The following is a 24,581-nucleotide window of genomic DNA, read 5'->3' on the forward strand; positions in this document are numbered from 1 at the left end:
GGCCGCGGCCGGCCACCGGTCACCCCCGCCGGCCGTGGCCGGCGCCGCTAGCGCGCGTCCGCCGGGAACGCGATGCCCGCGGACTCGCGGGCCCGCGTCTGCACCCTGCTCACCGCCAGGCCGAGCTCCGCCATGCGCCAGCAGTCCTCGAGCCCCTCGTCGCCGCCCTCGGCAAACGCGCGCAGCGCGTCGAACTCGCCCCGGTACTGGTCCTGCTCCGGCGGAACGTACGTCTGGACGGAGCCGTCGTGCAGGCGAAGCTCCACCGTGCCCAGGCCGTTGGGCTTGCCGTCCACGCGGATGTAGCCCGCGGTGCCCTGCACGATCTGGTAGCTGGGCGCGTCGCAGTCCTTTGCCGCGATGGACATCGCCTTGAAGTTGCCGTAATCCAAAAGCGCCACGCCCGACGTGTCGATGCCGCGCTCCACGTTCGCCGCGTACGTGACGCCGCGCGGCTCGCCAAACATGCGGCACAGCCACGACACGCAGTAGTGGCCCAGGTCCATGAGCGCGCCGCCTGCGTGCGCTGGGTCGAACGCAGGGGCGATGTCGCCGCGCTTGAAGCGGTCGTAGCGGCTGGAGTACTGGCTGTAGTTCGCCACCGCGAGCTTCACGTCTCCCACGAGCGGCAGCCACTCCGCCACCTTGCGCGTGGTGGGCAGGTAGAACGTGGTGGTGGCGTCAAACAGCAGGAGGCCGCGCTCGCGCGCCAGGTCCAGGATCTGCTGCGCCTCCCCGCTGTTCGAGGCCATCGGCTTCTCTAGGATCACGTGCTTGCCGGCCCTAAGCGCGCGCATGGCGTAGTCGTGGTGAAGGTCGTTGGGGACCCCCAGGTACACGGCGTCCACGTCCTCGCGCGCGAGCACGGCGTCGTAGTCGCAGCCCGCGCGGGCGCCAAGCGGCCCCGCAAGCTCCTTCGCCTTCGCAAGCGAGCGCGGCGTCGACACCACGTCCGTCACCGTGTAGCCCCACCGCGCGATCTTGGGCGCCACCAGCGTGCTTATGAAACCCGTACCGACTACCGCGACCCTCATGCGTGCCTCCCCGTCCGGAGCGTCTCCTGCCGATGCCGTCGATTCTACGCCATGCGGGCCGGGGTTTTGCGCGTGCCCCCGACCGGGGGCGCGGCCCTTCTCGCCAGGCGACCCGCGCGGTTGCGGCGGGGCGCCGGGCGGCCGCGCGCGGGATTTTCCCAGCGGCAAAACGGGCATACTCCGTGGCAGGGCACACGTCACTTGGAGGCATCATGGAACTGAGAGAGGCACTGAACCGCCGTCGGTCCATCCGCAGCTACACGGGCGAGCTCGCAGACCCGGACCAGTTGGAGGCGATCTTCGCGGCCGCGTACGAGGCGCCCGTGGGCATGGGCAGGTACGAGGGCATCCACCTGACCGTCGTCACGCGGCCCGGCCTGCTTGCGGCCATCGACGCCGCGGCGGCGCGCATGTTTGGCAACCCGGACGCGCACCCGCTGTACGGCGCGCCCATGCTGGTGGTGGTATCGAGCGACGCGGAGGGCAACGTCGCGAGCGCGAACGCGGCGGCCGTGATCCAGAACATGTCGCTCGCGGCCGTGGAGCAGGGCGTCGGCAGCTGCTACATCTATGGGGCGACGCGCGCGCTGGCGCAGGACGCAGACCTCCTGGCCCAGCTCGACCTGCCGGAGGGCTTCGCGCCGCTGGGCTCCATCGTCCTGGGCAAGACGGACGAGAAGTACGGCCCGCGCCAGGTGCCGGCCGACCACCACTTCGCGCAGAACGACGTGGCGTAGTCCCGGGTGCGCGGCGGAGGTGCCGGATCCGTGCCGAGCAGGACGTCCCGAAGCGGGTGAGGCTGGGCTGACAACGCAAAGGCGCCAGCCACCAAAAGCGGACGGCCGGCACCTCTCGTGCTCACCACATCGATTGGTAGGCTACGCCACCTGGCGCTGCCGCTGCATCACCTACCAGGACAGCAGCTCGTAGCCCGTGTCCGTCACGACGAGCTGGACCTCCCACTGCGCGGAGTCGCTGCCGTCGACCGTGCGCACGACCCAGCCGTTGCCGCGGTCGATGTAGATGTCCGGGTCGCCCGCGTTCACCATGGGCTCGATGGTGAAGCACATGCCCGGCATGAGGATGGGGCCCGTGCCCGCCTCGCTCGTGAAGCTCACGAACGGGTCCTCGTGGAACTCGCAGCCGATGCCGTGGCCGCCGTACTCCTCCACGACGGAGAAGCCCGCGTCCAGCGCGACCTGGTGGACGGCAGCGCCCACGTCTCCCAGGTGACCCCACGGCTTCACGGCGGCAAGGCCCGCCTTGACGGACTCGTGGCATACGTCCACAAGACGCTTGCGCTCCGGGCTCACCTCGCCGATGCAGTACATGCGGCTGGAGTCCGAGAAGTACCCGCCCTTTATGGTCGACATGTCCACGTTGATGATGTCGCCGTCCTTCAGCACGGCGTTCTCGTCCGGAAAGCCGTGACAGACGACGTCGTTGATGGAGGTGCACACGCTGAACGGGTACCCCTCGAAGTTGAGGTCGGCGGAGACGGCGTCGTGGGCGGAGAGGTACTCCTCCACCCAGCGGTTGATGTCCATGGTCGTGGTGCCGTCGCAGATGTGCTCGCCCACGTAGTCGAGCACGCCCATGTTCACCGCGGCCGAGGCCTTGATGCCCTCGACGTCCGCCGCCGTCTTGATGAGCGAGCGCGGGAGGACCTCCTCGCCCGCGTGGTACAGCTGGTCGAGGCGGTCGTCCTCCGCCGCGTGGCACTTCTTGTACTTCCTGCCGCTGCCGCACCAGCAGGCATCGTTGCGTCCGGGGACCGGAAGCTTGTCATACATGAGGAGTCTCCTTATAAGGCCGTGCGTTTTTCTCAACCTCACAATAGCGGTTAGGCAGAATCACTGCTCGCGAAAGACGATCCTGCCCGTCTTCGGGTCCATCTCGTCCACGATCGCCAGCGACCGGAGGTCGTACCCGCGCTCGCGGAGGCTCTTGCCGCCCGGCTGGAAGCCCTTCTCGATCGCGATGCCGATGCCGGTGACCGAGACTCCCGCCGCGTCGCAGATCTCGAGCAGGCCGTCGAGGGCGCAGCCGTTTGCGAGGAAGTCGTCTATCACGAGCACGTGCTCGCCCGGGATGAGGAAGCGCTTCGCCACGATCACGTGGTAGTCGCGGCCATGCGTGTACGAGTGAATCTGTGTGCGGTACTGCGAGCCGTCGAGGTTGATGGACTCCGTCTTGCGCGCGAAGACCACGGGCACGTTGCCGAAGTGACGGGCGGCGACGCAGGCGATGCCGATGCCCGAGGCCTCGATCGTCAGGATCTTGTCGACCGGCTTGCCGGCAAACAGGCGCGCCCACTCCGCGCCCATGTGGTCGTACAGGGCGACGTCGCACTTGTGGTTCAGGAAGCTGTCGACCTTGAGCACCTCGCCCTCGCGGACAATGCCCTCCTGGATGATGCGCTCCTCTAGTTCCCTCATGAGTTCCTCCCGTTACATGTACCTGTCGAGCAGGGCGTCGACTTCTGCGTAGCGCCTGACGCGCGGGTGGCGCTGGAGCCTGCCGCGCAGCGCGACCATGCGCACGTCGCGCAGGGCCGACAGGTCCTCGAGCGGGTTGGAGCCGACCACCAGGAGGTCCGCGCTCTTGCCGGGCTCGAGGCTTCCCGTCACGTCCGACACGCCCGCGATCGCGGCGTTGCCGAGCGTGGCCAGGTGGAGCGTCTGCGCGTTGGAGGCGCCCACGTACCTGTGGAAGTAGCAAAGCTCTCGCCAGAAATTGTAATGGGTCACGAACGGGCAGCTCACGTCGTTGCCAAGGCCCACGGGAATTCCCTCCGCGAGGCAGGTCCTCGCGCACGCCACGATGCCGTCCATCACGATGCGCCCGTTGCGCTTTGCGACGGGCTGCGCGTGCGACTCGCCCAGGTCGAACTCCGCGTACGGGAGCGCGGGCGATATGGTGCAGACGTCCGCGGCCCCACGCCTCTTGAACAGCGCGATGGCATGGGCGTCCAGGGGTGCGCCGTGCTCGATGGTGTCCACGCCGCCCTCCAGCGCGACGCGCACGCCCTCGGAGCTCTCCACGTGGGCCGCGACCCTGAAGCCAAGCCGGTGCGCCTCGTCGCAGGCGGCGCGCACCACCTCGGGCGGCATGCGCAGCACGCCGGGCTCGCCCTCCTCCGACGCGTCCATCACGCCGCCGGTTACCATGAGCTTTATCAGGTTCGGCTTCGTCTGGGCGATCTTGTCCACGTGCTCCACCGCCATCTGCGGCGAGTCGGCCTCCGTCGCGATCGAGCCCGCGAAGTGCCCGCCGGGGACGGATATGCCCATGTTGGACGCGAGGATGCGCGGGCCCACGAGCCTGCCGGCGTCTATCTCGTCACGCACCCGCGCGTCGAAGTCCAGCACGCCGCCGACCGTCCGGATGGTGGTGACGCCGCTCATGAGCTCCGTGCGTGCAAAGCCGGCCACCCTGCGCCTTGCCGCGGCCCTCAGGAGCGCGTTGGACGTGAGCGCGTGGTAGAGCCTGGCGTAGTCGACCGGCCTCTTGCTCGCCTTTGGCGGACGGCCGTCCATCGCAAGGTGTACGTGCAGGTTCACGAGGCCGGGCAGCAGGTAGGCGCCGGAAAGGTCGATGGGGGCAAATCCCTGCGGCACGCGGTCCGCGGGCACGATGTCCACGATCTTCTCGCCCTCCTGAAGGAGGGCCATTCCCTCGAGGGGCTCCATCGCCCACGTGCCGTCCAGGATCGTCCCGTTGGTGTACGCGTATCCCATGCTCGCCTCCCAAGGCGTTGTCTGTCCATGGCCCCGCGCGCCACCTTGCGCACGGCGCGCGTGTTGCTAGCCTATCATCAGACGCGGCCGCACGAGGTCGTCGCGTGCCGCGAAGGCGGTGTCCATCGGGTCGATTGGGGTGTCCATGGCAGACGACGGCAAGGTTTTTGGCATGCGCTTTGGCAAGGTGTGGCCCCTGCTGGTAAGGAAGGCCGAACGCAAGGGCCGCACGGCGGACGAGGTGTTCGCCGTCGCGGAGTGGCTCACGGGCTACTCGCGCCAGGCGATCGAGGCAATGGCGGAGGGCGACGCCACGTATGGGGACTTCTTCCGGAACGCCCCGCGGATGAACCCCGCGCGGATGCAGGTGACCGGCCGCATATGCGGCGTTCGCGTGGAAGAGATCGAGGACCCGCTCATGCGCGACGTTCGCGTGCTGGACAAGATGGTGGACGAGCTTGCCCACGGTAAGGCGTTGGAGAAGGTCCTGCGCTCGTAGTCGCGGCGGGCCCGCGACGGCGCCGTCGCGCCGGCCGGCACCGCTTTGCGGCGGCGGTACCGTCGCGCCGCAGGCTGGCGCCGCTTTGTTACAAGTAATATCCCATCTTTATGGTAGGAATATGTGTTGGCGGGCCGATGCCTACAATGGCCGTGCATCGGCATTCGCACCAGCTTGGAGGACCACATGACGCGCTCGCAGCATGGCATCGGCAGCATCGACCTTGACAGGAGGAGATTCCTCGGCCTCGTGGCCGCAGGCTCCGTCACCGTGATGGGGGCGCTCGCCGGCTGCGGCGCCGGCGGCTCCGCCGCGGACTCGTCCGCATCCGCGGCGGGCACGTCGAAGAAGGCGCTTTCGGGTAGGCACCTCACGTTCGTGGGAGACGACGCGTTCGCCCCCTACCGCTACGTGCAGAAGACGAAGTCCGGCAAGAAGAAGGTCGTCGGCCTCGACATCGCCGTGGCGGACGAGCTGGCGCGGCGCCTGGGCTTCACCTACGAGTTCGAGGCGCAGGAGTTCTCCGCGACGCTCGCGTCCGTGCAGTCGAGCGACGCGTCGTTCACGATGGCGATGTCCTCGAACAAGGAGCGCGAGAAGACCTTCGACTTCACCCGTGGCTACTACGAGCCCCGCGTGGGCGTGCTGACCCTGGGCGGCAGGGCCGTGACCTCCGTGGACGACCTCAAGGGCAAGAGCATCGCCTGCACCACCGGCACCGTCCAGAACAAGTTCATCGAGGCCGTGCTGCCCGACGGCGACATCCACACCTACGACGGCGGCACGCAGTGCCTGCAGGAGGTCCTTGCCGGCCGCATCGACGCGTACCTGTGCGACGGCGCAGAGGGACAGTCCATGCGCAACGCGAACAAGGGCCTGGTGCTTGGCCTGTTGGACCGCAAGGACACCCAGGACTACGTGGGCGTCTACCGCGTGATGGCCACGAAGGGCGCCACGTTCGTGAAGGCGTTCGACCAGGAGATCGGCAAGATGCTGAAGGACGGCACGCTCGACAAGTACATCAAGAGGTACGTGGGCGCGGACTTCGCCTGGGGAGACGACGTGAGCGCCGCCGGCACCGCGACCGAGGGCGTGAAGTAGAATAGGCGTCGCACGGCGTCCGGACGCGCCCGCGCGTGGGGCGGCCGGACGCGACGACGACGGGCGCGCATCCCGCGGGCGGAAGAGCCAATGGACCTGAACTTCTCGATAATAGAGCCATACTATCCACTGTTTTTGAGCGGCCTCGCCGTGACCCTCGAGGTGACGGCGGCCGCGCTTGTGCTTGCGTTTGTCTTGGGCTTCGTGATTGCCCTGCTCAAGGTTGCGGGCAACCGCCCCCTGCGCGCGATTCTGGACTTCTATACGTCCCTCTTCCGTGGCATCCCGCTCATCGTGCTGCTGTTTATTGCATACTTCGCAACTCCGCAGATCACGGGGTACAAGATCTCGATGTTCGTCGCGGCCGTCGTCACGCTGGGGCTCAACGGCTCAGCCACCGTGTCCGAGACGCTGCGCGGCGGCATCCAGGGCGTGAGCCAGGGCCAGTACGACGCGGCGCGCTCCATCGGCATGCGCTACGTGCCCATGATGGTTCACGTCATCCTTCCGCAGGCGCTCATGTCCGTGGCGCCGGCGCTCGTGAACGAGGTCATCACCGTGCTCAAGAGCTCCAGCCTCGTGGCCACCATCGGCCTCGCGGACATGATGCGCGCGGCCGAGAGCGTGCAGGCGCTCACCTACCGCGCGTTCGAGCCGTTCGTCGCCATCGCCGTGGTGTACTACGTGATTGTGATGGCGCTCGTGGCGGTGGGACGGCGCCTGGAGCTGCGCGTCCGGCGCATGCAGACGGGCGAGAGGAACGCGTAGCCGCACCTCGCGCCTCCCCGTGCGCCCCGGCGCGCGCCGCCCGCAACGCCGCAGCTAACGGTCACCGCCGCGCCACACCAAATACGAGTAGAGCATCGTCCACCCGCTGCCGCCAAGCACCACGGCCAGCAGCACCGCAAACACGACCTCGCCTGGCATGGCCTGCGACACCAGGCCCAGCGCCATGAGCGCAATCCCCATGATCACAAACGTGATGCCGCCCATGCGCTGCGACTTCTGCCAGGTGCGCTCGTCCGCGAGCGCCCACGACGTCCTTACGCCAAACGTGTAGTTGCGACGCACGCGCGGAAGGTAGTTGCCGACCCAGACAAACAGCAGCCCCACGCCCAGCGGCACCGCGATGCCCACGAAGCCCGAGCCCTCGTGGGGTATCACCCCAAGCGCCGCCAGGTCCGCCATCCACGAAAGCGCGCACATAAACACGGTCAGCACCACCACAAACCCCTGGTAGAAGCCCCAAAAGTCCTCGAAGTTGCCTCCGTTTGGGTCGATGCGCGGCACAAGCCAGAACAGCCCCGCCATCGGGAGCGGCAGCAGGTCCAACACAAGGGACAGAGCCTTCGGGCTGCGCTGGTCCACGATGCCGGCCGCGTTCCAATGCGTGGGAACGACGTCCGGCAGGTGCGGGTACACCAGCAGGTGCCCCACGACGCTTGCCGCCATGATGACCACGAGGGCAACCACCAAGCGCCTGTCAAAGCGCGGCACGCGACCTCCGCGGCCCCCGCGACCGTCCCTCCGCTCACGAGCGACCATGACCCCCATCCTTTCCGGACGCGTGGCCCAGCCCCGCGATCCACTGCATAAGCTCTTGGAAAACCGTCGTGTTCAGGTGATAGATGATGCTCTGCCCGCTGCGCCGGTTCGTCACGAGCCCCGCCGACCGCAGCACCCCCAGGTGGTTGCTCACGGACGGCTTCGATATTTCGAAGTTGTCGGCAATCTGCCCGGCCGTGAGGTCACCGTCCGCAAGAAGCTCCAGGATGCGCCGGCGCGTCGGGTCTCCCAGCGCCTTGAACGCGTCACCCACCATGGCACCCCTCCCTTCGTCACGAAGATGCTACCCCGAGGGTGCGTTCTTCTCCTCTGTATTTAGATATTTGTCTAAATTTCTACACAAGGGCGCCGGGCGAGAAGGGCGCGGCACCCCGGCCATCACGGCTTTCCCATCGCACCTGCCCCACCGCGGCCCAGTCGTGCGCTATCCTGTCTTCGCACGGCGCACAGGGTGTGCGCGGAATGTGCGCAGGACGAGCCGAGGGGGCATCGCATGGACAAAGGGCGCATGGAGGCGTTCAGCGATGGCGTGATCGCCATCATCATCACGATCATGGTGCTGGGGATTGCCGCGCCCGAGGGGGCGACGCTGCGCGACCTGCTGGGGCTGCTGCCCGCCATCGCCGCGTATGCCGTGAGCTTCGTCGGCGTGGGCACGTACTGGAACAACCACCATCACCTCCTGAAGCTCGTCCGCCACGTGGACGGGCGCATGCTCTGGTCCAACCTCGCGTTTCTCTTTGTGCTGTCGTTCTTCCCGCTCGCGACGGACTGGATGCAGAAGACGTCTTTCGCCTCCCTGCCAACAACGTGCTACGTCGTGCTCAACATGCTCGTGTCACTCACGTACATGAACCTCGAGCGCGTCATCCGCCACGCCCTGGGCCACGGCTGCCGGACGACGGCGCCTTCCGAGGAAGAGCTCTCGCGTCGCGCGGTGGTCGAGAAGCGCTCCCTGGTCAAGGAGCGCTTCACCCTTGGGCTCGAGCTGGCCGCGTTCGTGCTGGCGCTCGCCCTGCCCGCAACGCACCTTGCCTTGGTGGCCATGGTGCTCGCGTTTGCGCCGTGGATAGTGCCTGACCTGCGCATTGTCCGTCTGCTCGACTTTCTGGCCGAAGACGAGTCCCAGCAGGAGCCAAAGGAGTAGGCACTAGTTTGCGCCACCGCATGGCGAGACAGGGGTTCCGTGGGTAAAGGCCTCTGCAATATAAGAGTCCTACCATATAAAAGTGAAATATCTGCAAGTGCCTCCGAGTATCATGTGGCCTCACCTTTTGGCCCTGCGACGAGGGAGGCTGACCTACGATGCGCGACAAGATCGACTTTGACAGGCTGGGGATCACCGACGACTTGATGTTTGGCACGGTGTTCCAGGACCCGAACCTGTGCAAGGGTCTCATAGAGCTGCTGCTGGGCATAGAGGTCGAGGAGATCGAGTTTGTGGAGCGCCAGGGCCTGCTGGACGCGGGCCCGCTCTCGCGCGCGGGCATCGTCGACCTGCTGGTGAGGGATGCCGCCGGCAACGAGTACGACGTCGAGATGCAGAACGTCGCCACTCCCGGCATCGCAAGGCGCGCGCGGCGCTACCTCACGCTCGTGGATACGAACATGCTTGACCGCGGGCAGCGCTTTGAGGACGCGGGGAACGCAATCGTTATCTTCATCTGCGCGAACGACCCGTTTGGCCGGGGCTGGAAGCGCTACGACTTCACGCGGGCCTGCGCTCAGGACGGGCAGCCCTTGGACGACGGCACCAGCATCGTGTTCGTGAACGCAGCGGGCGAGCGAGGGGATTACGGCGACGGATTCGATGCCTTCCTGCACTATCTCTCGAATGATACTGTTATCGAAAGCGACTATGTAAGGCGCGTGGACGACGCGGTCCGAGGGGTTCGCGACAACCCCCAGTGGAGGAGGTACAGGATGCTCTGGTCCGAGAAGTACCGCGACGAGATTGCCGACGCCATGGACGAGGGCCGAGCCGAGGGCGAGGCGATCGGTGCGCGGAGGCGCGACGAGCAGCTCGCCAGGCTCGCGCGGGCGCTCGAGGACGCGGGTCGCGCGGGAGAGCTCGCCGGCGCGCTCGGCGACGAGGCCAGGCTCGGTGCGCTGCTGAGGGAGTACCACCTGGAGTGAAGTCCGCGGCGTGCGTCGCTGCGGCGTGCATGCGTCGTAGATACCCGCTACTCGTCCATACCGGGACGGCGCCGCATGCGCTTCAGCTGCGAGCGCCTGCCCTTCTCGTCCAGACGCCTGCGGACGGAGGCGCGCGTGGGCTTTGTCGCATGCCGGGTCTTTGGCTTGCGAGCTCGTCGGGCGAGCTCCGCACGAATCTTCTGCAGGCAGCGCTCGCGGTTTTGCAGCTGGCTGCGCGACTCGCGGCTGACCACGGTGATGCCGGTGGGGACATGCCGCATGCGCACCGCGGAGTCCGCCGTGTTCACGCCCTGCCCGCCCGGGCCCGACGCGTGGAACGCCTCCGCGCGGCACTGTCGCGCGAGCTCGTCCGCGGACAGGCGCGAGAAGCGCGCATAGTCATCGTATGTGAGGTCCCTCTGCATGCGCTCACCTTACGCCATCGCGGCCGGCGGGCGCAAGCTCCCCTCGTACGCGCAAGAGCACGGGCTGTCGCCCCGAGAGCGCGATGTGCTGCGTCTGGTGCTCGAGGGGATGGACAATCAGAACATGGCAAGCACACTGGGAATCGCTCCGTCCACGGTCAAGGTCCACGTGCACAACGTGCTCAAGAAGTGCGGTGCGCAGAACCGCACCGAGCTCACACACTCGTTCTGGAGCTCGTAGCCGGAGCCGTTGGCTCGCCCCCACGGCGACAACGCCTAACGATACGATTACCCTGGGATGAAGAGAGCGCCCCAAACCGAGAGGTATCGTGGGGACGCAGCACTTCCGCGTGGAACAGCTCGCCGCGGTGATGGGTCCCACGAAGGCCGACTAGCCACGCCAACCCATCGCGAGGTTGCCCCCCACGTACGCGAAATTCGCGTACCATGGTGCGAAAACGCGTTGACAGGAGGGCGCATGGCCAGCTCGAAGTACATCTGCCCGTGCAAGCACGTGACGGAGGAAGGCATACGCAAGGCGGTCGCCGACGGAGCCACCAACTTCAAACAGGTGCGCAAGGCGACAGGTGCCGGCAGCAAGTGCGGCAAGTGCAAGCCCGCGGTGAAGAGTCTCGTGAAGAGCCTGCTCACGGAGCAGGTGGAGAAGGACGCGGCCAAGGCGGGCACCGCCGCGGACGGCGCACCCACGACCAAGGCCGCAGCCAAGGCCGCCGCGCCCTTCTCGCCCGGCGGACGCGCCGCGGAGGAAGGCGATGTCCGCGAGGTCCGCCGCGGAGGCGTGTACCGTCACTTCAAGGGCGACTACTATCTGGTGGAGGACGTGGCGCGCCACTCCGAGACCGGCGAGGAGCTCGTGATATATCGCAAGCTGTACGGCGACGGCTCGCTGTGGGCGCGGCCGAAGGCGCTGTTCCTCTCTGCCGTGGACCGTGAGAAGTACCCTAACGCCACGCAGCGCTACCGCTTCGAGCTGCAGGACATTCCGAGCGTCGCCGGCCACTAGCCGCGCGGGCGCGTGGTCCCTGGCCGCGGCTGCGTGGCCCCGTAACAACAAATCGTGATTTGTTGTAAGCCCCAAAATCACGTTTCCGCAGCTAGAGGCGCAAACTGCCCAAACAACAAATCGCGATTTGTTGTTTGGGGCGTCGCGCGGCAGGCGGGAAGGCGCGATTTACCGCCCAGGTGCGGATGCGCAGCACGAACGCGAGGGGCGGGCCCGCGCCTATGCGACGGACCCGCCCCAGTGTCTCTGTAGGTGTGCCGCTTCCCTACCCCACGAGCACCTGCGCCACCAGGAGCAGCGCGTTGAGCGCGATCGTGGCAATCAGCAGCGGGTTGATGAACTTGAGCCAGCGGCTGAACGGAACGTCCACCATCGCGAGCGACGCGAGGATCAGGCCGGTGGGCGTGATGTACGAGATGAGGCCCTGGCCGTAGTTGTACGCAGCGATGACCGCGGCGCGCGATACGCCTACGGCGTCTCCGAGCGGCGCCATGATGGGGATCGAGAGCACGGCAAGTCCGGAGGACGAGTTGATGAAGAAGCCCAGGATGATGTAGACCACGAGCATCACGAGGATGAAGAGGATCGGCCCCATTCCCGTGACGGTGCCAGAGAAGAAGTGCAGGATGGTGTCGGAGATGAGGCCGTTCTCCAGCAGGATGTTGACGGCACGCGCGACGCCCACGACGAGCGCGACGCTCATGAGGTCACCGCAGCCGCCGATGTACTTGTCGAAGAACACCTCCTCCTCGAGCCCGGAGGTGAACGCGAGGATGATGGAGCACGCCAGGAACACGGCCGTCATGTAGTCGAACCACCACTGGTACGCAACGATGCCGTATACCAGCACCACGAACGCGAGGCCAAACGCCGCGAGCGACAGCTTCATGTGCCAGGTGAACTTGATCTGGTTGCCCTGCTGCCCCCAGCGCTCCTCGATCTTCTCCTTCATGTCGTAGCAGACGGACTTCGAGGGGTCCAGGCGCACCCGGTGCGCGTACACCATGATGTACGCAACCGCCATGACCGTGCCGACCACGAGCGCGATGAAGCGCCAGCTCATGCCGTCCGACATGGCGATGCCGGCCGCCTTGGTGGCGACGCCCGTGGCGAACGGGTTGATGGTGGAGTACATGGTGCCGACGGACGCACCCACGAAGATGACGGCGATGCACGTCATGGCATCGTAGCCGGCCGCTATGAACACGGGCATGAGGATGGGGTACAGGGCGATGGTCTCCTCGCCCAGCCGAACGTGGTGCCACCGATGACCATCAGGAGCGAGAGTATGATGATGAGCAGGTACTCCCTGCCATGCGTGATGCGCGACAGCGCGGCCACGGCGGCGTTCAGGGCGCCCATGTAGTTGAGCACGCCGATGCAGCCGCCCAAAAGGAACACGAACAGGATGATGTCGATCGTGTCGTACACGCCCTGGATCGGCCCGAGCAGGAACTCGACGACCCCCTGCGGCGCCTGCGTAACGCGCTCGTACGTGCCGGGGATGGCGATCGGCTTCGAGATCGAGCCGTTCTTGAAGTTCTCCAGCTTGCCAGAGACACCCAGCTTGTCGAGGGTCTTCTGCGTGGGAGCCATGAGCTCCGTGCTCTCGTCCGGCTTCGTCACGACGAACTTGTCCTGGCTCGCGTCGTACGTGAGCTTCGAGTACTCGCCGGCGGGCACGATGTAGGTGAGCGCCGCCGCGAACAGCATGACGATGAACAGCACGGTGATTGCCGTGGGAAAGTGCAGCTTGTGCCTCTTCTTGGGAGAGGGCGCCGTCTCCTCGACGGCCACTTCTTCTGCCACGATGATCTTCCTTTCACGATATGGACATGGCGCCGGGCGAGAAGCCCTTCTCGCCTAGGCTTCTGCGTAGACCTTGATCAGCTCCACCACGACGTCGGTCGCCGCGTTGATGCCCTCGACCGTCGCGTGCTCGTACGGTCCGTGGTAGCCTTCGCCGCCAGTCCCCAGGTTCGGGCACGGCAGTCCACAAAACGACAGCTGGCAGCCGTCGGTGCCGCCGCGGATGGGCGTGACCCTGGGCACGACGCCGGCGCGCTCGCACGCGACCTTCGCGTTGTCGATGGTGAACATGCAGCCCTCGATCACGCTCTCCATGTTCTGGTACTCGTCCTTGATGCGAAGCGTCACGGTGCCCTCGCCCCAGCGCTCGTTCATGACCTTCGCGATGTGCCTGAGCGTCTGCTTGCGGCACTCGAACGACGCCGCGTCGAAGTCGCGCACGATGTAGGACATGCCGCCGGCCGACTCGTCGCCGTGGATCTCGAGCAGGTGGTAGAAGCCCTCGTAGCCCTCCGTGTAGCGCGGCGCCTCAAGCGACGGGAGCATGTTGTTGATGTCGCAGCACACCTGCATGGCGTTCACCATAATCCCCTTTGCGGAGCCCGGGTGCACGCTGACGCCCCTGACCTCGAAATCGGCCTCGCACGCGTTGAAGTTCTGGTACTGGATCTCGCCCTCCGCGTCGCCGTCCATGGTGTAGGCGACGTCCGCGTCGAAGTACTCCACGTCGAAGTTGCCGGCGCCGGTGCCGATCTCCTCGTCCGGCGTGAACGCGATGCGCAGCGCACCGTGCGGCGTGCCGTCGCGAAGCACGCGCTCGAGCGCGCCCATGATCTCCGCGATGCCCGCCTTGTCGTCCACGCCCAGAATCGTGGTGCCGTCGCTCGTGAGCAGCGTGCGACCCCTCAGCTCCGCCAGGTGCGGGAAGTCGCCGACGGAAAGCGTGCGCCCGCTCGTGCCAAGCACGAGGTCGCGCCCGTCGTAGTCCTCGTGCAGCACCGGGGTGATCTTCCCGTCGCAGAACTGCGACACGGTGTCCATGTGCGCGATGAGCCCCAGCTTGCGCGCGCCCTCGCAACCGGCGGTCGCGGGCACCTTCGCGTACACAAAGCACTTCTCGCTCACCACGACGTCCTCGATGCCCAGCTCGCGCAGCTCCCCCGCCAGCAGGTTCGCAAGCTCGAACTGCTCCTTACTGCTGGGGCACGCGGCGTCGTTGTCCTCGTCGCTCGGCGTCTTGACCGCTATGTACTCAAGCAGCCGGTCGATAACCTCCATTGATACGGCCTCCCTCTTCGGCACAGGCAGGGGCCACGCCTTTTGGCATGGCCCCTCACCATTGCTCGTAACAATTTCGAAATATTAATATTTATTCTACTGCCTGCAAAGTACAATTATGCGAGCGGTATATACAATGCTATATTTCTGGCATTTCAATTCAGAATACCGAAACAGACTTCACATCATGGCAAGCAATTTTCATAAGAACGAAAGCCATGGAAAGAAGGAAGAGAGCGCGTTTTAACTGGTATATTGCATGCTCTGTTGCCTCTGACAGGTCATCGAACATAACGCATCTTACTACATCAAAGTGCATCGAACTTCGGCGCTCAGATTTGAGCATGTGCTTGATGCATACATAACTGCTTTGTTTATTTTCTCTTTCAATACATAAGATGCATCTTTCGTCACATAAGGCGTCTTTCTCGCCCAGGCGAGAAAAGCCAGGCGGCGCAGTCGGGGCCGTCTTCCAAACGTAAAAAGGGCCCGCGACCGCCGCGAGTGCCGATCCCGGCACCGCGGCGCCCGCGGGCCCCGCCCCCTCGCACGCCCCGCGACGGGGCGGTCCCGCTACCTCAGGAAGGAGCGGACGGACTCGGCGACGCCGGCGCCGTCGAGGCCGTACTTGGCCAGCAGGCCGACGGCCGGGCCGGACTCCCCGAAGACGTCCCGCACGCCGACCCTCCTGACCGGCACGGGGCACCTCTCGGCGAGCGCCTCGCACACGGCGCCGCCCAGGCCGCCGATGACGGAGTGCTCCTCCACCGTGACGACCCTGCCGGTCTTGGCCGCGGACTCGGCGACGAGGTCCACGTCGAGCGGCTTCACCGTGTGCATGTTCACGACCTCGCAGTCGATCCCCTCGGCGGCGAGCGCCTCGGCGGCCTCGAGCACTGAGGACACCATGAGGCCCGTCGCGACGACGGTGACGTCGGAGCCCGCGCGCTCCACGACGCCGCGGCCGACCTCGAAGCGGTAGCCGTCGCCGTGGATGACCGGAGCGGCGAGGCGCCCGAGCCTCAGGTACACGGGGCCGTCCGCCTCGTAGGCGGCGCGCACGGCGGCGCGGGCCTCCACGTCGTCCGAGGGCACGACCACGGTCATGCCGGGGATGGTCCTCATGAGGGCTATGTCCTCGTTGCACTGGTGCGTGGCGCCGTCCTCGCCGACGGAGATGCCGGCGTGCGTGGCGCCGATGACCACGTGCAGGTGCGGGTAGCCGATGGAGTTGCGAACCTGCTCGAAGGCGCGGCCGGCGGCGAACATCGCGAACGTGCTCGCGAAGACGCGGTGGCCGGTCGTCGCGATGCCGGCGGCGACGCCCATCAGGTTCTGCTCGGCGATGCCGCAGTCGACGAAGCGGTCCGGGTAGGCGGCCTTGAACCTCCCGGTCTGCGTCGCGGCCGCGAGGTCCGCGTCCAGGACCAGGAAGTCGTCGTGCTCGGCGCCGAGGGCGACGAGCTCCTCGCCGTAGCTCTGGCGGGTAGCGATCCTCTTAACGTCAGCCATTCCCTACGCCTCCCTCTCGAGCTCTGCCATGGCCTGCGCGAACTGCTCGTCGTTCGGGGCCTTGCCGTGCCACCCGACCTGGTTCTCCATGAACGAGACGCCCTTGCCCTTGACGGTGTGGGCGACGATGCAGGTCGGGGCGCCCTCGCAGGCCCTCGCGGCCGCGAACGCCCCGCGCAGCTGGCCGAAGTCGTTGCCGTCGGCGACCTCGACCACGTTGAACCTGAAGGCGCGGAACTTGTCCGCGATGGGCTGGGCGGAGTTGACCTCGTCGAGCGTGCCGTCGATCTGCAGGTTGTTGTTGTCCACGATCACGCAGAGGTTGTCGAGGGCGTGGTTGCCGGCCAGCATGGCGGCCTCCCAGACCTCGCCCTCCTCGATCTCGCCGTCGCCGCAGAGCGCGTAGACGCGGTAGGGGTCTCCCCAGTGCTTCGCGGCGATGGCCATGCCCACGGCCGCGGAGATGCCCTGGCCGAGCGAGCCGGTGGACATGTCGACGCCGGGCGTGTCGTTCATGTTCGGGTGGCCCTGCAGGCGCGACCCTATGTGGCGCAGCGTCCCGAGGTCCTCGACGGGGAAGAAGCCCCTCTGGGCGAGGGTGGCGTACAGTCCGGGCGCGCAGTGGCCCTTCGAGAGCACGAACCGGTCGCGGCCGGGGTCGCGCGGGTTTCTCGGGTCGACGCTCATCTCCTCGAAGTAGAGGTAGGTGAAGATCTCGGCGGCCGACAGCGACCCGCCGGGGTGGCCGGACTTCGCCGCGTGCGTGCCCACGAGTATGCCCTTGCGGACCTCCCGGGCGATATTGGCCAATTCTTCGTTGGTCATGTGGTGGTACCTCCCTCTTCGTCAAAAGCGGCAAGACGCACCTTTTGCGTCCTGCCGCTTAAGTCTACCCTAGTTCTCGGCGGTGACCTTCGCCCAGTCGGCGGCGAAGAGCTCGAGGCCGCGGTCGGTGAGCGGGTGGTGCACGCACTTCTTCAGCGCGCCGAACGGCACGGTCGCGATGTCCGCGCCGAGGAGCGCCGCCTGGGTCACGTGGTGCGGGGTGCGCACGGAGGCGGTGATGATCTCGGGGCCGCCCTCCTCGTCCCAGTAGCCGTACCTGAAGTTGTGGACGGCGGTCACCATCTCGGCGAGGTGGTCGAGGCCCTCGTCGCCGATGTCATCGAAGCGGCCGACGAACGGGCTGATGTAGCGCGCGCCGGCGCGGGCGCCCAGGAGCGCCTGGGTCGCGGAGAACACGAGTGTCATGTTGACGCGGATGCCCTCCTGCGCGAGGTGGTGGATCGCGGGCAGGGACTGCTCGGTCACGGGGAGCTTGACGACGATGTTGGGCGCGAGGGAGGCGAGGTGCTCGGCCTCGGCGATCATGCCCTCGGTGGTCTCGGCCGTGGACTCCGCGGAGACGGGAAGGCCCTCGCAGATGTGGCAGATCTTGACCATGTGGTCCTCGAAGTCCGCCAGCTTTCCGCCGGTCTTGGCGTACAGGCTCGGGTTGGTGGTGACGCCGGAGAGGATTCCCCAGCTCGCCGCCTCGCGGATGTCGTCCAGGTCCGCGGTGTCGATGAAGAACTTCATGTTCCTTTTCCTTCTCTAGTAGAGCCAGCGTCGGCGGCGCAGACCACCTGACGGCCGGCGTGGTTGTCTAAAGCAAGGCCTCGGCAGAGGGGGGCTGCCGGGGCCTGCCCAATGCTTAGGAGAGTCCCTCCATGGCGGAGTCGATCTTCTCCCTTACAAAGCTTGAGGCGTGTGCGACGTCCTGCTTCCACTCGGGGGAGCCGAGGTACCACATCTCGCACACGTAACGACGCACTCCCTGAGGAACCAGCTGGCTCAGCGCGCCCTCGTAGTCGGTCGTGCCCTCGCCGAAGAGCATGTCACGGTACTGGCCGGCCTTCGTCGCCTTCATGTGCGCGGCGAAGATGTGGCCGCGGCCGCAGGCGATGTCGTCGGCGACGGTGTTGCCGTAGAGGAGGGATGCGTTCGTGAGGTTGCCCACGTCGGGATAGACGCCCAGATAGGGGCTGTTCACCTCGTCGACATAGACCATGGCCTTGCGAACCGTGTCCATGAACGGCGTCTCCATGGTCTCGAAGCCGAGGACGACGCCGGCGGCGGCGGCCATCTCGGTCGCCTTCGCGAGGTTCTCGGAGAAGCACTCGCGCGAGCCGTCCCACTTGTCCTCGTCGTAGTACGCATCGTATCCGGCGAGCTGGATCACGTGGAGCCCAAGGTCGCAGGCGAGCTCAAGCGCCTTGTCCATCATCTCGAGGCTATAAGCCCTCTTCTTGGGGTCCTTGGCGCCGAACGGCCACTTGCGGTGCCCGGAAAGGCACATGGAGCCCAGGGGGATCCCGGTGTCGCGCATTGCCTTGACTACGGCCGCACGCTCCGCGGGCGTCCAATCGAGCCTGGCCTGGCGTGCGTCGGACTCGTCGACGGAGATCTCCATGTAGTCGAACCCGCACTCGGCCGCAACCTGGAGACGCTCCTCCCACGAGAGCTCCGCGGGAGTCGCCTTCTCGTATAGGCCGAGCCTGTATTGCCTGCTCATGTATGGTCCCTTTCTACAAGGGCGCCCCCATGGTCGTGCCATGAGAGCGCCCCTCCTCTCGTACTGCGCCTTATCAGTCCTATGCGCTACTTCTGTCCGTAGTAGGCGTTGGGGCCATGCTTGCGCATGTAGTGCTTGTCAAGCAGGTACTGCGGAGCCTCGGCCTCGGATATCGCGCGACCGGCGGCGACGCAGAGCAGCTCCGCGTCGCGGGACATCTTCGCGACCTCCTCGACTACGACGGCGTGGTACACGGCCGCCGCCGCGTCCTTGCCCCACGTGAAGGGGCCGTGGTTGCGCACCAGGCAGCCCGGCTGAGCCATGGGGTCCTTGCCCTTGAAGCCCTCGACGATCACGTTGCCCGTGTTCAGCTCGTAGGCCTCCTCGATCTCCTCCTTGGTGAGGCCCCTCATGCAGGGAACCTCACCATAGAAGTAGTCGGCCTGGGTCGTGCCGTAGCACGGGATGGAGCGGCCGGCCTGCGCCCAGGCAGTGGCGACGGTGGAGTGCGTGTGCACGATGCCGCCGACGTTCTCCCAGGAACGGTACAGGCACGCGTGGGTCGCGGTGTCGGAGGACGGGTTGAGGTCACCCTCGACCACGTTTCCGTCCATGTCGCACACGACCATGGACTCGGGCGAGAGGTCTTCGTAGGCCACGCCGGAGGGCTTGATCACGAACAGGCCCTTCTCGCGGTCGATCTCAGAGGCGTTGCCCCACGTGAAGACGACGAGCCCGTGCTTGGGAAGGTCCATGTTGGCCTCGTAGACCTTCTCGCGCAGTTCCTTGAGCATCATCTGCAGGACCCCTTAGAGGACAGAGCGGAACGGGACGTTCGGCTCGTGGTCGAAGCAGTCATGGAAGCCGCGATCGTACATGTACTCCTTCTTGTCCTTGTCGAGGGGGTACGTGTAGTCGCCGCCGGGCTGCCAGTAGTACGGGTGGAAGGTGTAGCCCAGACGGTCCTTGCGCATCTGGTAGAGAACCTCGATCTCGCGCTGGTCGGCCATGAAGTTGGTCCAGACGTCCCAGTGGATGGGGATGACGACCTTCGCCTGCAGGGCCTCGGCCATGCGCAGGATGTCGCTGGCCTCCATCTTGTCCTGGATGCCGACCGGGTTGCACCCGAAGGAGCCAAAGCAGACGTCGACGCCGCCGTACTCCTTCATGATGTCCTTGCCGTGCTTCGCGAAGTAGATGGAGTAGTGGGAGTCACCGGAGTGGTAGATGTTGCCACCCGGGGTGACGAGCAGGTAGTTCACGGCCTTCTCGTCCATGTCCATCGGGCACTTGCCCCAGAGGTCCTCGCGGTCGGGGCCCGTGGAGTCGGTCGTGGTGATGCAGGTGCGGTCGAAGGAGTCCATGGCGACGATGGTCATGTCCTTGATCTTGATCTTGTCTCCGGGCTTGACGACCCTGATGCGGTCCTCGGGCACGCCCCACTTGCGCCAGAACTCGGCGGACTTCTCCGGGCCGATGAACGGTACGGGAATCTCGTTGCCGTTCTCGTCGGTGGTGGTCATGCCGGACTTCACGACGTGGGCGGCCCACTCCTTGGACATGTGGTCCTGGTGGTAGTGGGTGGCCAGCACGGCGTCGACGTGCTTGAACGCGAAGGGGTCGAAGACATAGGGGATGTTGCGCAGGTTGGGCTGCATGGCGCGGACGCCGGCCATGTTGGCCATCTGGTGGCCGACCTTCATGAGGCCGTTGCCGTGGGTGCGCTTGCCGTTGCCGGTCCAGAGGTCGATGGTGATGTTGGCGTCACCGGGGGTCTTCACCCACATTCCGGTGCAGCCGAGCCACCACATCTTGACGTTGCCCTCGGGAACGACAGCGTTCTCGATGTCCTCGTTCAGCCACGTGCCCCACTCGGGGAACGTGTTCATGATCCAACCCTCGCGGGTGACTTCGTCGATAGCAGACATTGAAATCTCCTCTAAATACGTTCGTTTAGACGCCTGGGCGAGAAAAGCCGCTTTCCTACTCGGCGTGGACCGCGTAGAGCGCAACCTCGTTCGTCTCGCGGTTGGCCGAGATGATGTGGTCGACGCCACCGTCCTCGAAGGCCCACACGTTCGCGGGGCCGCAGTCGTGGTCGATGATCTCGACGCGGTACTCGCCGTTCTCGTAATACAGCCTCAGCAGGTCCCGGCCGTCCTTGCGGTTGCCCAGAAGCGCGCAGGACTCGCCGGCGAGCTTGCCAGACCAGATCGCGTGCAGGAAGGCGCGCTTCTGCGGGTCCTCCCAGACCTTCTCGTAGGTGTCGGGCTCCGCGCCCTCGTGCCAGACGGACAGGGTGTCGCCGTGGAACGTGGAGATGGTGACCATCTCCTCCTTGCCGTCGCCGTCCAGGTCGACCATGCACATGTCACTCGTGGGCTGGACGACGAGGCAGTCGATCTGCCACTCGTCGCCGTCGGACGCGGGCGGCACGTAGCGGAAGGCGCCGGCGGCCGTTCCCACGAGCGCGTAGCTGCGGTCGGGGGCGGTGTAGAAGCCGTGGTTCTGGAGCTGGCAGTTCGCGATGCACGTCAGCTCGAGCTGGTGGTCCTCGTCAAAGTCCTCGAGGTTGCCGGGAAGCTTCGCCGCGTATACGGCGCCCGGAGTCTTCCAGTCGTTCTTGAACTCGCGACAGGCGGACTTGATCGTGCAGGCAATGAGCCACTTCTGTCCGTCGGCACCCTCGAGCACGCCGAAGCGGTGCACGTAGGGAAGGTCACACAGGACCTGGCGCTTCCAGGAGCCGTCGCCCTGACGCGTGTACGTCACGATCTTCGCGTCGTCGCCACCAAAGTTCGGCGAGAAGAACTTGTACGTGCTCATGAGCTGGTCGGTGCGGCCAGGGGTCTGCATGACCGTCATGACGCCGCCAGGGCCGTCGCAGACGTTCTCCCTCTGGGTGCCATCGAGCGCGAAGCGACGGATGGGACCGTCCTTCTCGGTCGCGACGACAAAGCTCTTCTCGCCCGCCGCCTCGACCATGCCGATGGCATAGCACTTGACCATGTCGGTAGCGAGCACCTTCTTCTCGTACCTCATTGATAGGCCTCCTCAAGCCTCGATGCGAACGCGATGATTGCGGACGACCTACTTTGCGAACTTCTTGTCCAGACCGGCCTCGACGAACTTCTCCTCGATCTCCTTGTCGGAGAGGACGTTCTTCAGGGGGATGCAGACGACCTTGCCGGTATCGGCGGCGGACTTGAACATGTTCTCGAAGTTGCGCGGGAAGCAGGCGATGTCATAGTTGGTTGCCGTGGAGGTTCCCTCCGCAAGCGCGCAGTGGTGAACCTGGGAGACGTCCATGTTGAGCTTCTTGGCGACGCGCTCGACGGTGAGCTGCATCATCAGGGAGGTACCGGAGCCGTTAGCGCACGCGCACAGAATCTTTGCTGCCATTTTTACGACCTTTCGCTTTGCGGACGAATGCCGCGTCTTGACTTGAGAGTGGGAGTGCGGCCGACAACCTCAGGTCGTGTTGCCGGCCGCTTGGAACCATACGGACCGGAGGGGTGGCCTACTTGGCCTCTGCCTCCGCGACTGCCTTCTTCTCGGCGGCGTCACGGTACTCGGCGTACTTCTCGTAGTCCTCGACCTCGAGGAAGTAGGCGGAGTTGCCGTTCTCGTCCTTCGGGGCAGCCTTGTACTGGAGCTGCGGGATGATGATGAGGAAGGCGATGACGATGGCGGCGCCAATCCAGCCGAGGTACTTCATGATGACCGTGAAGATAGGCCAGACGGTTGCCCAGTCGAACATGCCGAGGTAGCCGCCGAACGCGTACATCTGGACCCAGGAGGCGATGAGCGCGGAGCCGAAGACCTGGCAGAGACCGCAGATGAACGGGATGATCAGGCAGGCCTTGAGACCACCCTTGTTGTTCGCATACACACCGAGGACGGCGTTGTCGAAGAACAGGGGGATGAAGCCGGCGACGACGAGGACGGGGCTCTTGGTCACGAGGAGGATGCCGATCGCGATGAACTGACCGACGGCACCGGCCATGAAGCCGAGGGTGACGGCGTTGCTGGAGCCGAAGCCGAAGGTGACGGCGCAGTCGACGCCAGGCACGGAGCCCTTGAGGAGCTTGCTGGAGATGCCAGTGAAGGAGACGGTGAGCTCGGCGACGAAGGTGCGGACACCAAGCTGGAGGATGGTCAGGTAGACGGCGAACTGGAAGCAGTTGTAGAGGATGTAGAAGACGAAGCTCTGGCCCTCGACAAGCGCGGCGCTACCGGTGAGGGTGCCCTCCTTGGTCAGCTTGATGAGGTAGTCCGGGCCGATGACGATGAAGATGATGCCGAAGAAGAGGGTCATCAGGATCGCCGTGGAGACCATGTTCTCGTTGAACATGGAGAGCCAGCCGGGAAGCTCGATGTCCTCGAGCTTCTTGTCGAAGACGGAGGTCTTGCCGGGCTTCTTGGCGCGACGGACCTCGTCGCGGCGGTTCATCCAGCCAGCGGCCTTGGAGGCGAGGAAGATACCGAACATCTGCTGGTGGCCGATTGCGAATCCGGCGCCATCGGTGAGCTCCTGGGTCGGCCCGATGGTGAGGTTGGAACCAACGGCCCAGTACAGGCCAAGGATGATCGTCATGAAGATGAGGGCGGGAACGCCAACGAGGCCCGGGAAGCAGAACATGATGAGCCACAGTGCGGTCGCGGCCTGCTGAACCTGGACGTTGCCGGTGGTGAAGATGGAGCGAAGCTTGGTGTGCTTCTTGGCGGCGACCAGAACGATGTTCAGGATGTAGGCGAAGAGCAGAAGCAGCATGTACTGCGAGATGTTCGCGCCCTTGAGGAACGAGACGTTCGCCAGCGAGAAGTCGCCCGCCTGAGCCGCCTTGACGCCCGCGTCGACGGCGTTGTTGCCGAAGTAGGGGTCGATGACCATTGCAGAGAGGTTGAAGCGACCCTTGAGGCCAACGATGACCGGGCGGAACACGTTAATAAGGCCGCTGGAACCAACGGACAGAATCATGTATCCGACGGAAGCCTTGATGAAGCCAGCGAGGACCTCGTACCATTTCTTGCCAAGCAGTGCGTAGCCAATCACGACGATGATGCCGATGATCCACGCAGGCTGGGACAGGATGGTCTTGGAGAACCAATTCACTGCTGCCAGCAAAATGTCCATGTACACTCCTTCTGATAATGAACTCCCACGCGGGGGTTGTGCTTACTCGTCGCCGACGATCGCGTCGATCTCGAGAAGATCCTCGGGCTTCTCGGCGCTCTTCAGGCGCTCGACAACCTCGGGGTTGGACAGGACGGCAGCAAGGTGCTGCATGTTCTGCAGATGGGAGTCCGCGTCGACATCACTGAGCGTGAAGAAGATCGTCGCGGTGGTGTCGGGATCGTCCTCGGCGCCAAAGTGGACCGGCTCCTTCACGTGCATGAAGCTGATGGCCTCACGGTTGGTTCCGACGGCGCCCTCGACCGCGTGCGGCATCGCGACGCCCGGAAGCAGGACGATGTAGGGTCCGTGCTTCTCGACGTTCTCAATCAGGCAGTCGGCATACTCGGGCTCGACGCTGCCATCTGCCAGCAGGGGATCGATGCACTTGCGAAGGGCATCCTGCCAGCTCATCGGCTCGTCCACGAAGTTGTAGTGCTTGAGCTCAAACAACTGACGAAGTAGCATGTGTTTCACCTCCTCCGCTTCTGCTCGCTGAAATGCCGGCACAGCGTTGCGACCGGCCTTCCGGGCTGCTCGCCTCTCCTCTGCGAGCCGCCCTTTGGAGGTGTTCCCACCTCCGATTTCGAGGTGAATACTACGCCGGTTTCATTTTGTTATGAACGTTTAACTATTTCGTATTTAACGTTATTAGTGATTGTATTGAACGTTATGTGTATTTGTTTGAACGTTCCTATTTTCTCTTGAGCCTTGGATTCGGCGACCA

The 24,581-nt window shown here is 65.3% G+C and carries 25 protein-coding genes and 2 pseudogenes; 8 read left to right on the top strand and 19 right to left on the bottom strand.

Annotation, left to right across the window (positions count from 1 at the left end; genetic code table 11):
* Window positions 1–47: 47 nt before the first annotated feature.
* Window positions 48–1,034, bottom strand: a complete 987-nt coding sequence (locus ACTQWE_RS05935; RefSeq protein WP_441856922.1) for a Gfo/Idh/MocA family protein — start codon at window positions 1,032–1,034, stop codon at window positions 48–50.
* 212 nt (window positions 1,035–1,246) lie between these two features.
* Between ACTQWE_RS05935 and ACTQWE_RS05940 the strand changes: the two genes are divergently transcribed.
* Window positions 1,247–1,771 (top strand): nitroreductase family protein, encoded by a 525-nt coding sequence (locus ACTQWE_RS05940; protein WP_441856921.1) that lies wholly within the window; start codon window positions 1,247–1,249, stop codon window positions 1,769–1,771.
* Window positions 1,772–1,942: 171 nt separating this feature from the next.
* On the opposite strand, the gene ACTQWE_RS05945 is transcribed toward ACTQWE_RS05940, so the two are convergent.
* Genes ACTQWE_RS05945 through ACTQWE_RS05955 form a run of 3 tightly spaced genes read right to left on the bottom strand, consistent with a single transcriptional unit; the run spans window position 1,943 to window position 4,774 of the window.
* A complete protein-coding gene (locus ACTQWE_RS05945; protein WP_441856920.1) occupies window positions 1,943–2,827 on the bottom strand; it encodes a methionyl aminopeptidase in 885 nt (294 codons plus the stop codon).
* 60 nt (window positions 2,828–2,887) lie between these two features.
* Window positions 2,888–3,472, bottom strand: coding sequence for a xanthine phosphoribosyltransferase (locus ACTQWE_RS05950; protein WP_441856919.1), 585 nt, complete (start codon window positions 3,470–3,472; stop codon window positions 2,888–2,890).
* A 12-nt stretch (window positions 3,473–3,484) separates the two neighbouring features.
* On the bottom strand, window positions 3,485–4,774 hold the full coding sequence (locus ACTQWE_RS05955; RefSeq protein ID WP_170103703.1) for an amidohydrolase family protein: 1,290 nt from the start codon (window positions 4,772–4,774) through the stop codon (window positions 3,485–3,487).
* 145 nt (window positions 4,775–4,919) lie between these two features.
* Here ACTQWE_RS05955 and ACTQWE_RS05960 point away from each other — a divergent pair, with 145 nt between their 5' ends.
* From ACTQWE_RS05960 to ACTQWE_RS05970, 3 genes are all read left to right on the top strand, one after another.
* Window positions 4,920–5,273 (top strand): DUF2200 domain-containing protein, encoded by a 354-nt coding sequence (locus tag ACTQWE_RS05960; RefSeq protein WP_441856918.1) that lies wholly within the window; start codon window positions 4,920–4,922, stop codon window positions 5,271–5,273.
* A 186-nt stretch (window positions 5,274–5,459) separates the two neighbouring features.
* The gene (locus ACTQWE_RS05965) at window positions 5,460–6,374 is read left to right on the top strand and encodes a substrate-binding periplasmic protein (protein ID WP_441856917.1); all 915 of its coding nucleotides are present in this window, start codon (window positions 5,460–5,462) and stop codon (window positions 6,372–6,374) included.
* Window positions 6,375–6,464: 90 nt separating this feature from the next.
* Entirely contained in the window at window positions 6,465–7,142 is a 678-nt protein-coding gene (locus ACTQWE_RS05970; RefSeq protein ID WP_441856916.1) for an amino acid ABC transporter permease, read from the top strand.
* Window positions 7,143–7,196: 54 nt separating this feature from the next.
* Here ACTQWE_RS05970 and ACTQWE_RS05975 read toward each other — a convergent pair whose 3' ends face one another.
* Window positions 7,197–7,919 (bottom strand): SdpI family protein, encoded by a 723-nt coding sequence (locus ACTQWE_RS05975; RefSeq protein WP_170103699.1) that lies wholly within the window; start codon window positions 7,917–7,919, stop codon window positions 7,197–7,199.
* The gene (locus ACTQWE_RS05980; RefSeq protein WP_441856915.1) at window positions 7,906–8,196 is read right to left on the bottom strand and encodes an autorepressor SdpR family transcription factor; all 291 of its coding nucleotides are present in this window, start codon (window positions 8,194–8,196) and stop codon (window positions 7,906–7,908) included. The genes ACTQWE_RS05975 and ACTQWE_RS05980 overlap by 14 nt, the downstream gene beginning before the upstream one ends.
* Before the next feature lie 237 nt (window positions 8,197–8,433).
* Between ACTQWE_RS05980 and ACTQWE_RS05985 the strand changes: the two genes are divergently transcribed.
* Together ACTQWE_RS05985 and ACTQWE_RS05990 are read left to right on the top strand one after the other, a co-directional pair.
* Window positions 8,434–9,087 carry a TMEM175 family protein gene (locus tag ACTQWE_RS05985; RefSeq protein ID WP_441856914.1) on the top strand — a complete coding sequence of 218 codons (654 nt, stop codon included), beginning with the start codon at window positions 8,434–8,436 and terminating at the stop codon, window positions 9,085–9,087.
* A gap of 158 nt (window positions 9,088–9,245) precedes the next feature.
* Window positions 9,246–10,076, top strand: coding sequence for a hypothetical protein (locus tag ACTQWE_RS05990; protein WP_441856913.1), 831 nt, complete (start codon window positions 9,246–9,248; stop codon window positions 10,074–10,076).
* 47 nt (window positions 10,077–10,123) lie between these two features.
* On the opposite strand, the pseudogene ACTQWE_RS05995 reads toward ACTQWE_RS05990, so the two are convergent.
* Window positions 10,124–10,426, bottom strand: a pseudogene (locus tag ACTQWE_RS05995) (peptide chain release factor-like protein); the annotation flags it as partial.
* A gap of 73 nt (window positions 10,427–10,499) precedes the next feature.
* Here ACTQWE_RS05995 and ACTQWE_RS06000 point away from each other — a divergent pair.
* Window positions 10,500–10,742 carry a helix-turn-helix domain-containing protein gene (locus ACTQWE_RS06000; RefSeq protein ID WP_170103694.1) on the top strand — a complete coding sequence of 81 codons (243 nt, stop codon included), beginning with the start codon at window positions 10,500–10,502 and terminating at the stop codon, window positions 10,740–10,742.
* 237 nt (window positions 10,743–10,979) lie between these two features.
* A complete protein-coding gene (locus ACTQWE_RS06005) occupies window positions 10,980–11,525 on the top strand; it encodes a DUF1653 domain-containing protein (RefSeq protein WP_441856912.1) in 546 nt (181 codons plus the stop codon).
* 265 nt (window positions 11,526–11,790) lie between these two features.
* Here the strand turns inward: ACTQWE_RS06005 and ACTQWE_RS06010 are convergent.
* From ACTQWE_RS06010 to ACTQWE_RS06065, 12 genes and pseudogenes are all read right to left on the bottom strand, one after another.
* Window positions 11,791–13,238 (bottom strand): annotated as a pseudogene (locus ACTQWE_RS06010) (YfcC family protein).
* Window positions 13,239–13,388: 150 nt separating this feature from the next.
* Window positions 13,389–14,612, bottom strand: a complete 1,224-nt coding sequence (gene pepT, locus ACTQWE_RS06015) for a peptidase T (protein WP_441856911.1) — start codon at window positions 14,610–14,612, stop codon at window positions 13,389–13,391.
* 573 nt (window positions 14,613–15,185) lie between these two features.
* On the bottom strand, window positions 15,186–16,124 hold the full coding sequence (locus tag ACTQWE_RS06020) for a transketolase family protein (protein WP_441856910.1): 939 nt from the start codon (window positions 16,122–16,124) through the stop codon (window positions 15,186–15,188).
* Between the two features lie 3 nt (window positions 16,125–16,127).
* Window positions 16,128–16,949 carry a transketolase gene (locus ACTQWE_RS06025; RefSeq protein ID WP_441856909.1) on the bottom strand — a complete coding sequence of 274 codons (822 nt, stop codon included), beginning with the start codon at window positions 16,947–16,949 and terminating at the stop codon, window positions 16,128–16,130.
* 69 nt (window positions 16,950–17,018) lie between these two features.
* On the bottom strand, window positions 17,019–17,702 hold the full coding sequence (locus ACTQWE_RS06030; RefSeq protein ID WP_154539126.1) for a transaldolase family protein: 684 nt from the start codon (window positions 17,700–17,702) through the stop codon (window positions 17,019–17,021).
* A gap of 115 nt (window positions 17,703–17,817) precedes the next feature.
* Window positions 17,818–18,678 carry an L-ribulose-5-phosphate 3-epimerase gene (locus ACTQWE_RS06035; RefSeq protein ID WP_441856908.1) on the bottom strand — a complete coding sequence of 287 codons (861 nt, stop codon included), beginning with the start codon at window positions 18,676–18,678 and terminating at the stop codon, window positions 17,818–17,820.
* An 86-nt stretch (window positions 18,679–18,764) separates the two neighbouring features.
* A complete protein-coding gene (locus ACTQWE_RS06040) occupies window positions 18,765–19,475 on the bottom strand; it encodes an L-ribulose-5-phosphate 4-epimerase (protein ID WP_441856907.1) in 711 nt (236 codons plus the stop codon).
* A 12-nt stretch (window positions 19,476–19,487) separates the two neighbouring features.
* The gene (gene ulaG, locus ACTQWE_RS06045; protein ID WP_441856906.1) at window positions 19,488–20,606 is read right to left on the bottom strand and encodes an L-ascorbate 6-phosphate lactonase; all 1,119 of its coding nucleotides are present in this window, start codon (window positions 20,604–20,606) and stop codon (window positions 19,488–19,490) included.
* A gap of 55 nt (window positions 20,607–20,661) precedes the next feature.
* Entirely contained in the window at window positions 20,662–21,720 is a 1,059-nt protein-coding gene (locus tag ACTQWE_RS06050) for a hypothetical protein (RefSeq protein ID WP_170103686.1), read from the bottom strand.
* Between the two features lie 48 nt (window positions 21,721–21,768).
* Complete coding sequence (locus ACTQWE_RS06055; RefSeq protein ID WP_170103685.1) at window positions 21,769–22,080, bottom strand: PTS sugar transporter subunit IIB; 312 nt, start codon at window positions 22,078–22,080, stop codon at window positions 21,769–21,771.
* 118 nt (window positions 22,081–22,198) lie between these two features.
* Window positions 22,199–23,815, bottom strand: coding sequence for a PTS ascorbate transporter subunit IIC (locus tag ACTQWE_RS06060; RefSeq protein WP_170103684.1), 1,617 nt, complete (start codon window positions 23,813–23,815; stop codon window positions 22,199–22,201).
* Window positions 23,816–23,857: 42 nt separating this feature from the next.
* Window positions 23,858–24,322, bottom strand: a complete 465-nt coding sequence (locus ACTQWE_RS06065; RefSeq protein WP_441856905.1) for a PTS sugar transporter subunit IIA — start codon at window positions 24,320–24,322, stop codon at window positions 23,858–23,860.
* Window positions 24,323–24,581: the final 259 nt, after the last annotated feature.

The sequence above is a fragment of the Parafannyhessea sp. LCP19S3_B1 genome (genome assembly GCF_052121955.1).
In the GTDB taxonomy this organism is placed as follows: domain Bacteria; phylum Actinomycetota; class Coriobacteriia; order Coriobacteriales; family Atopobiaceae; genus Parafannyhessea.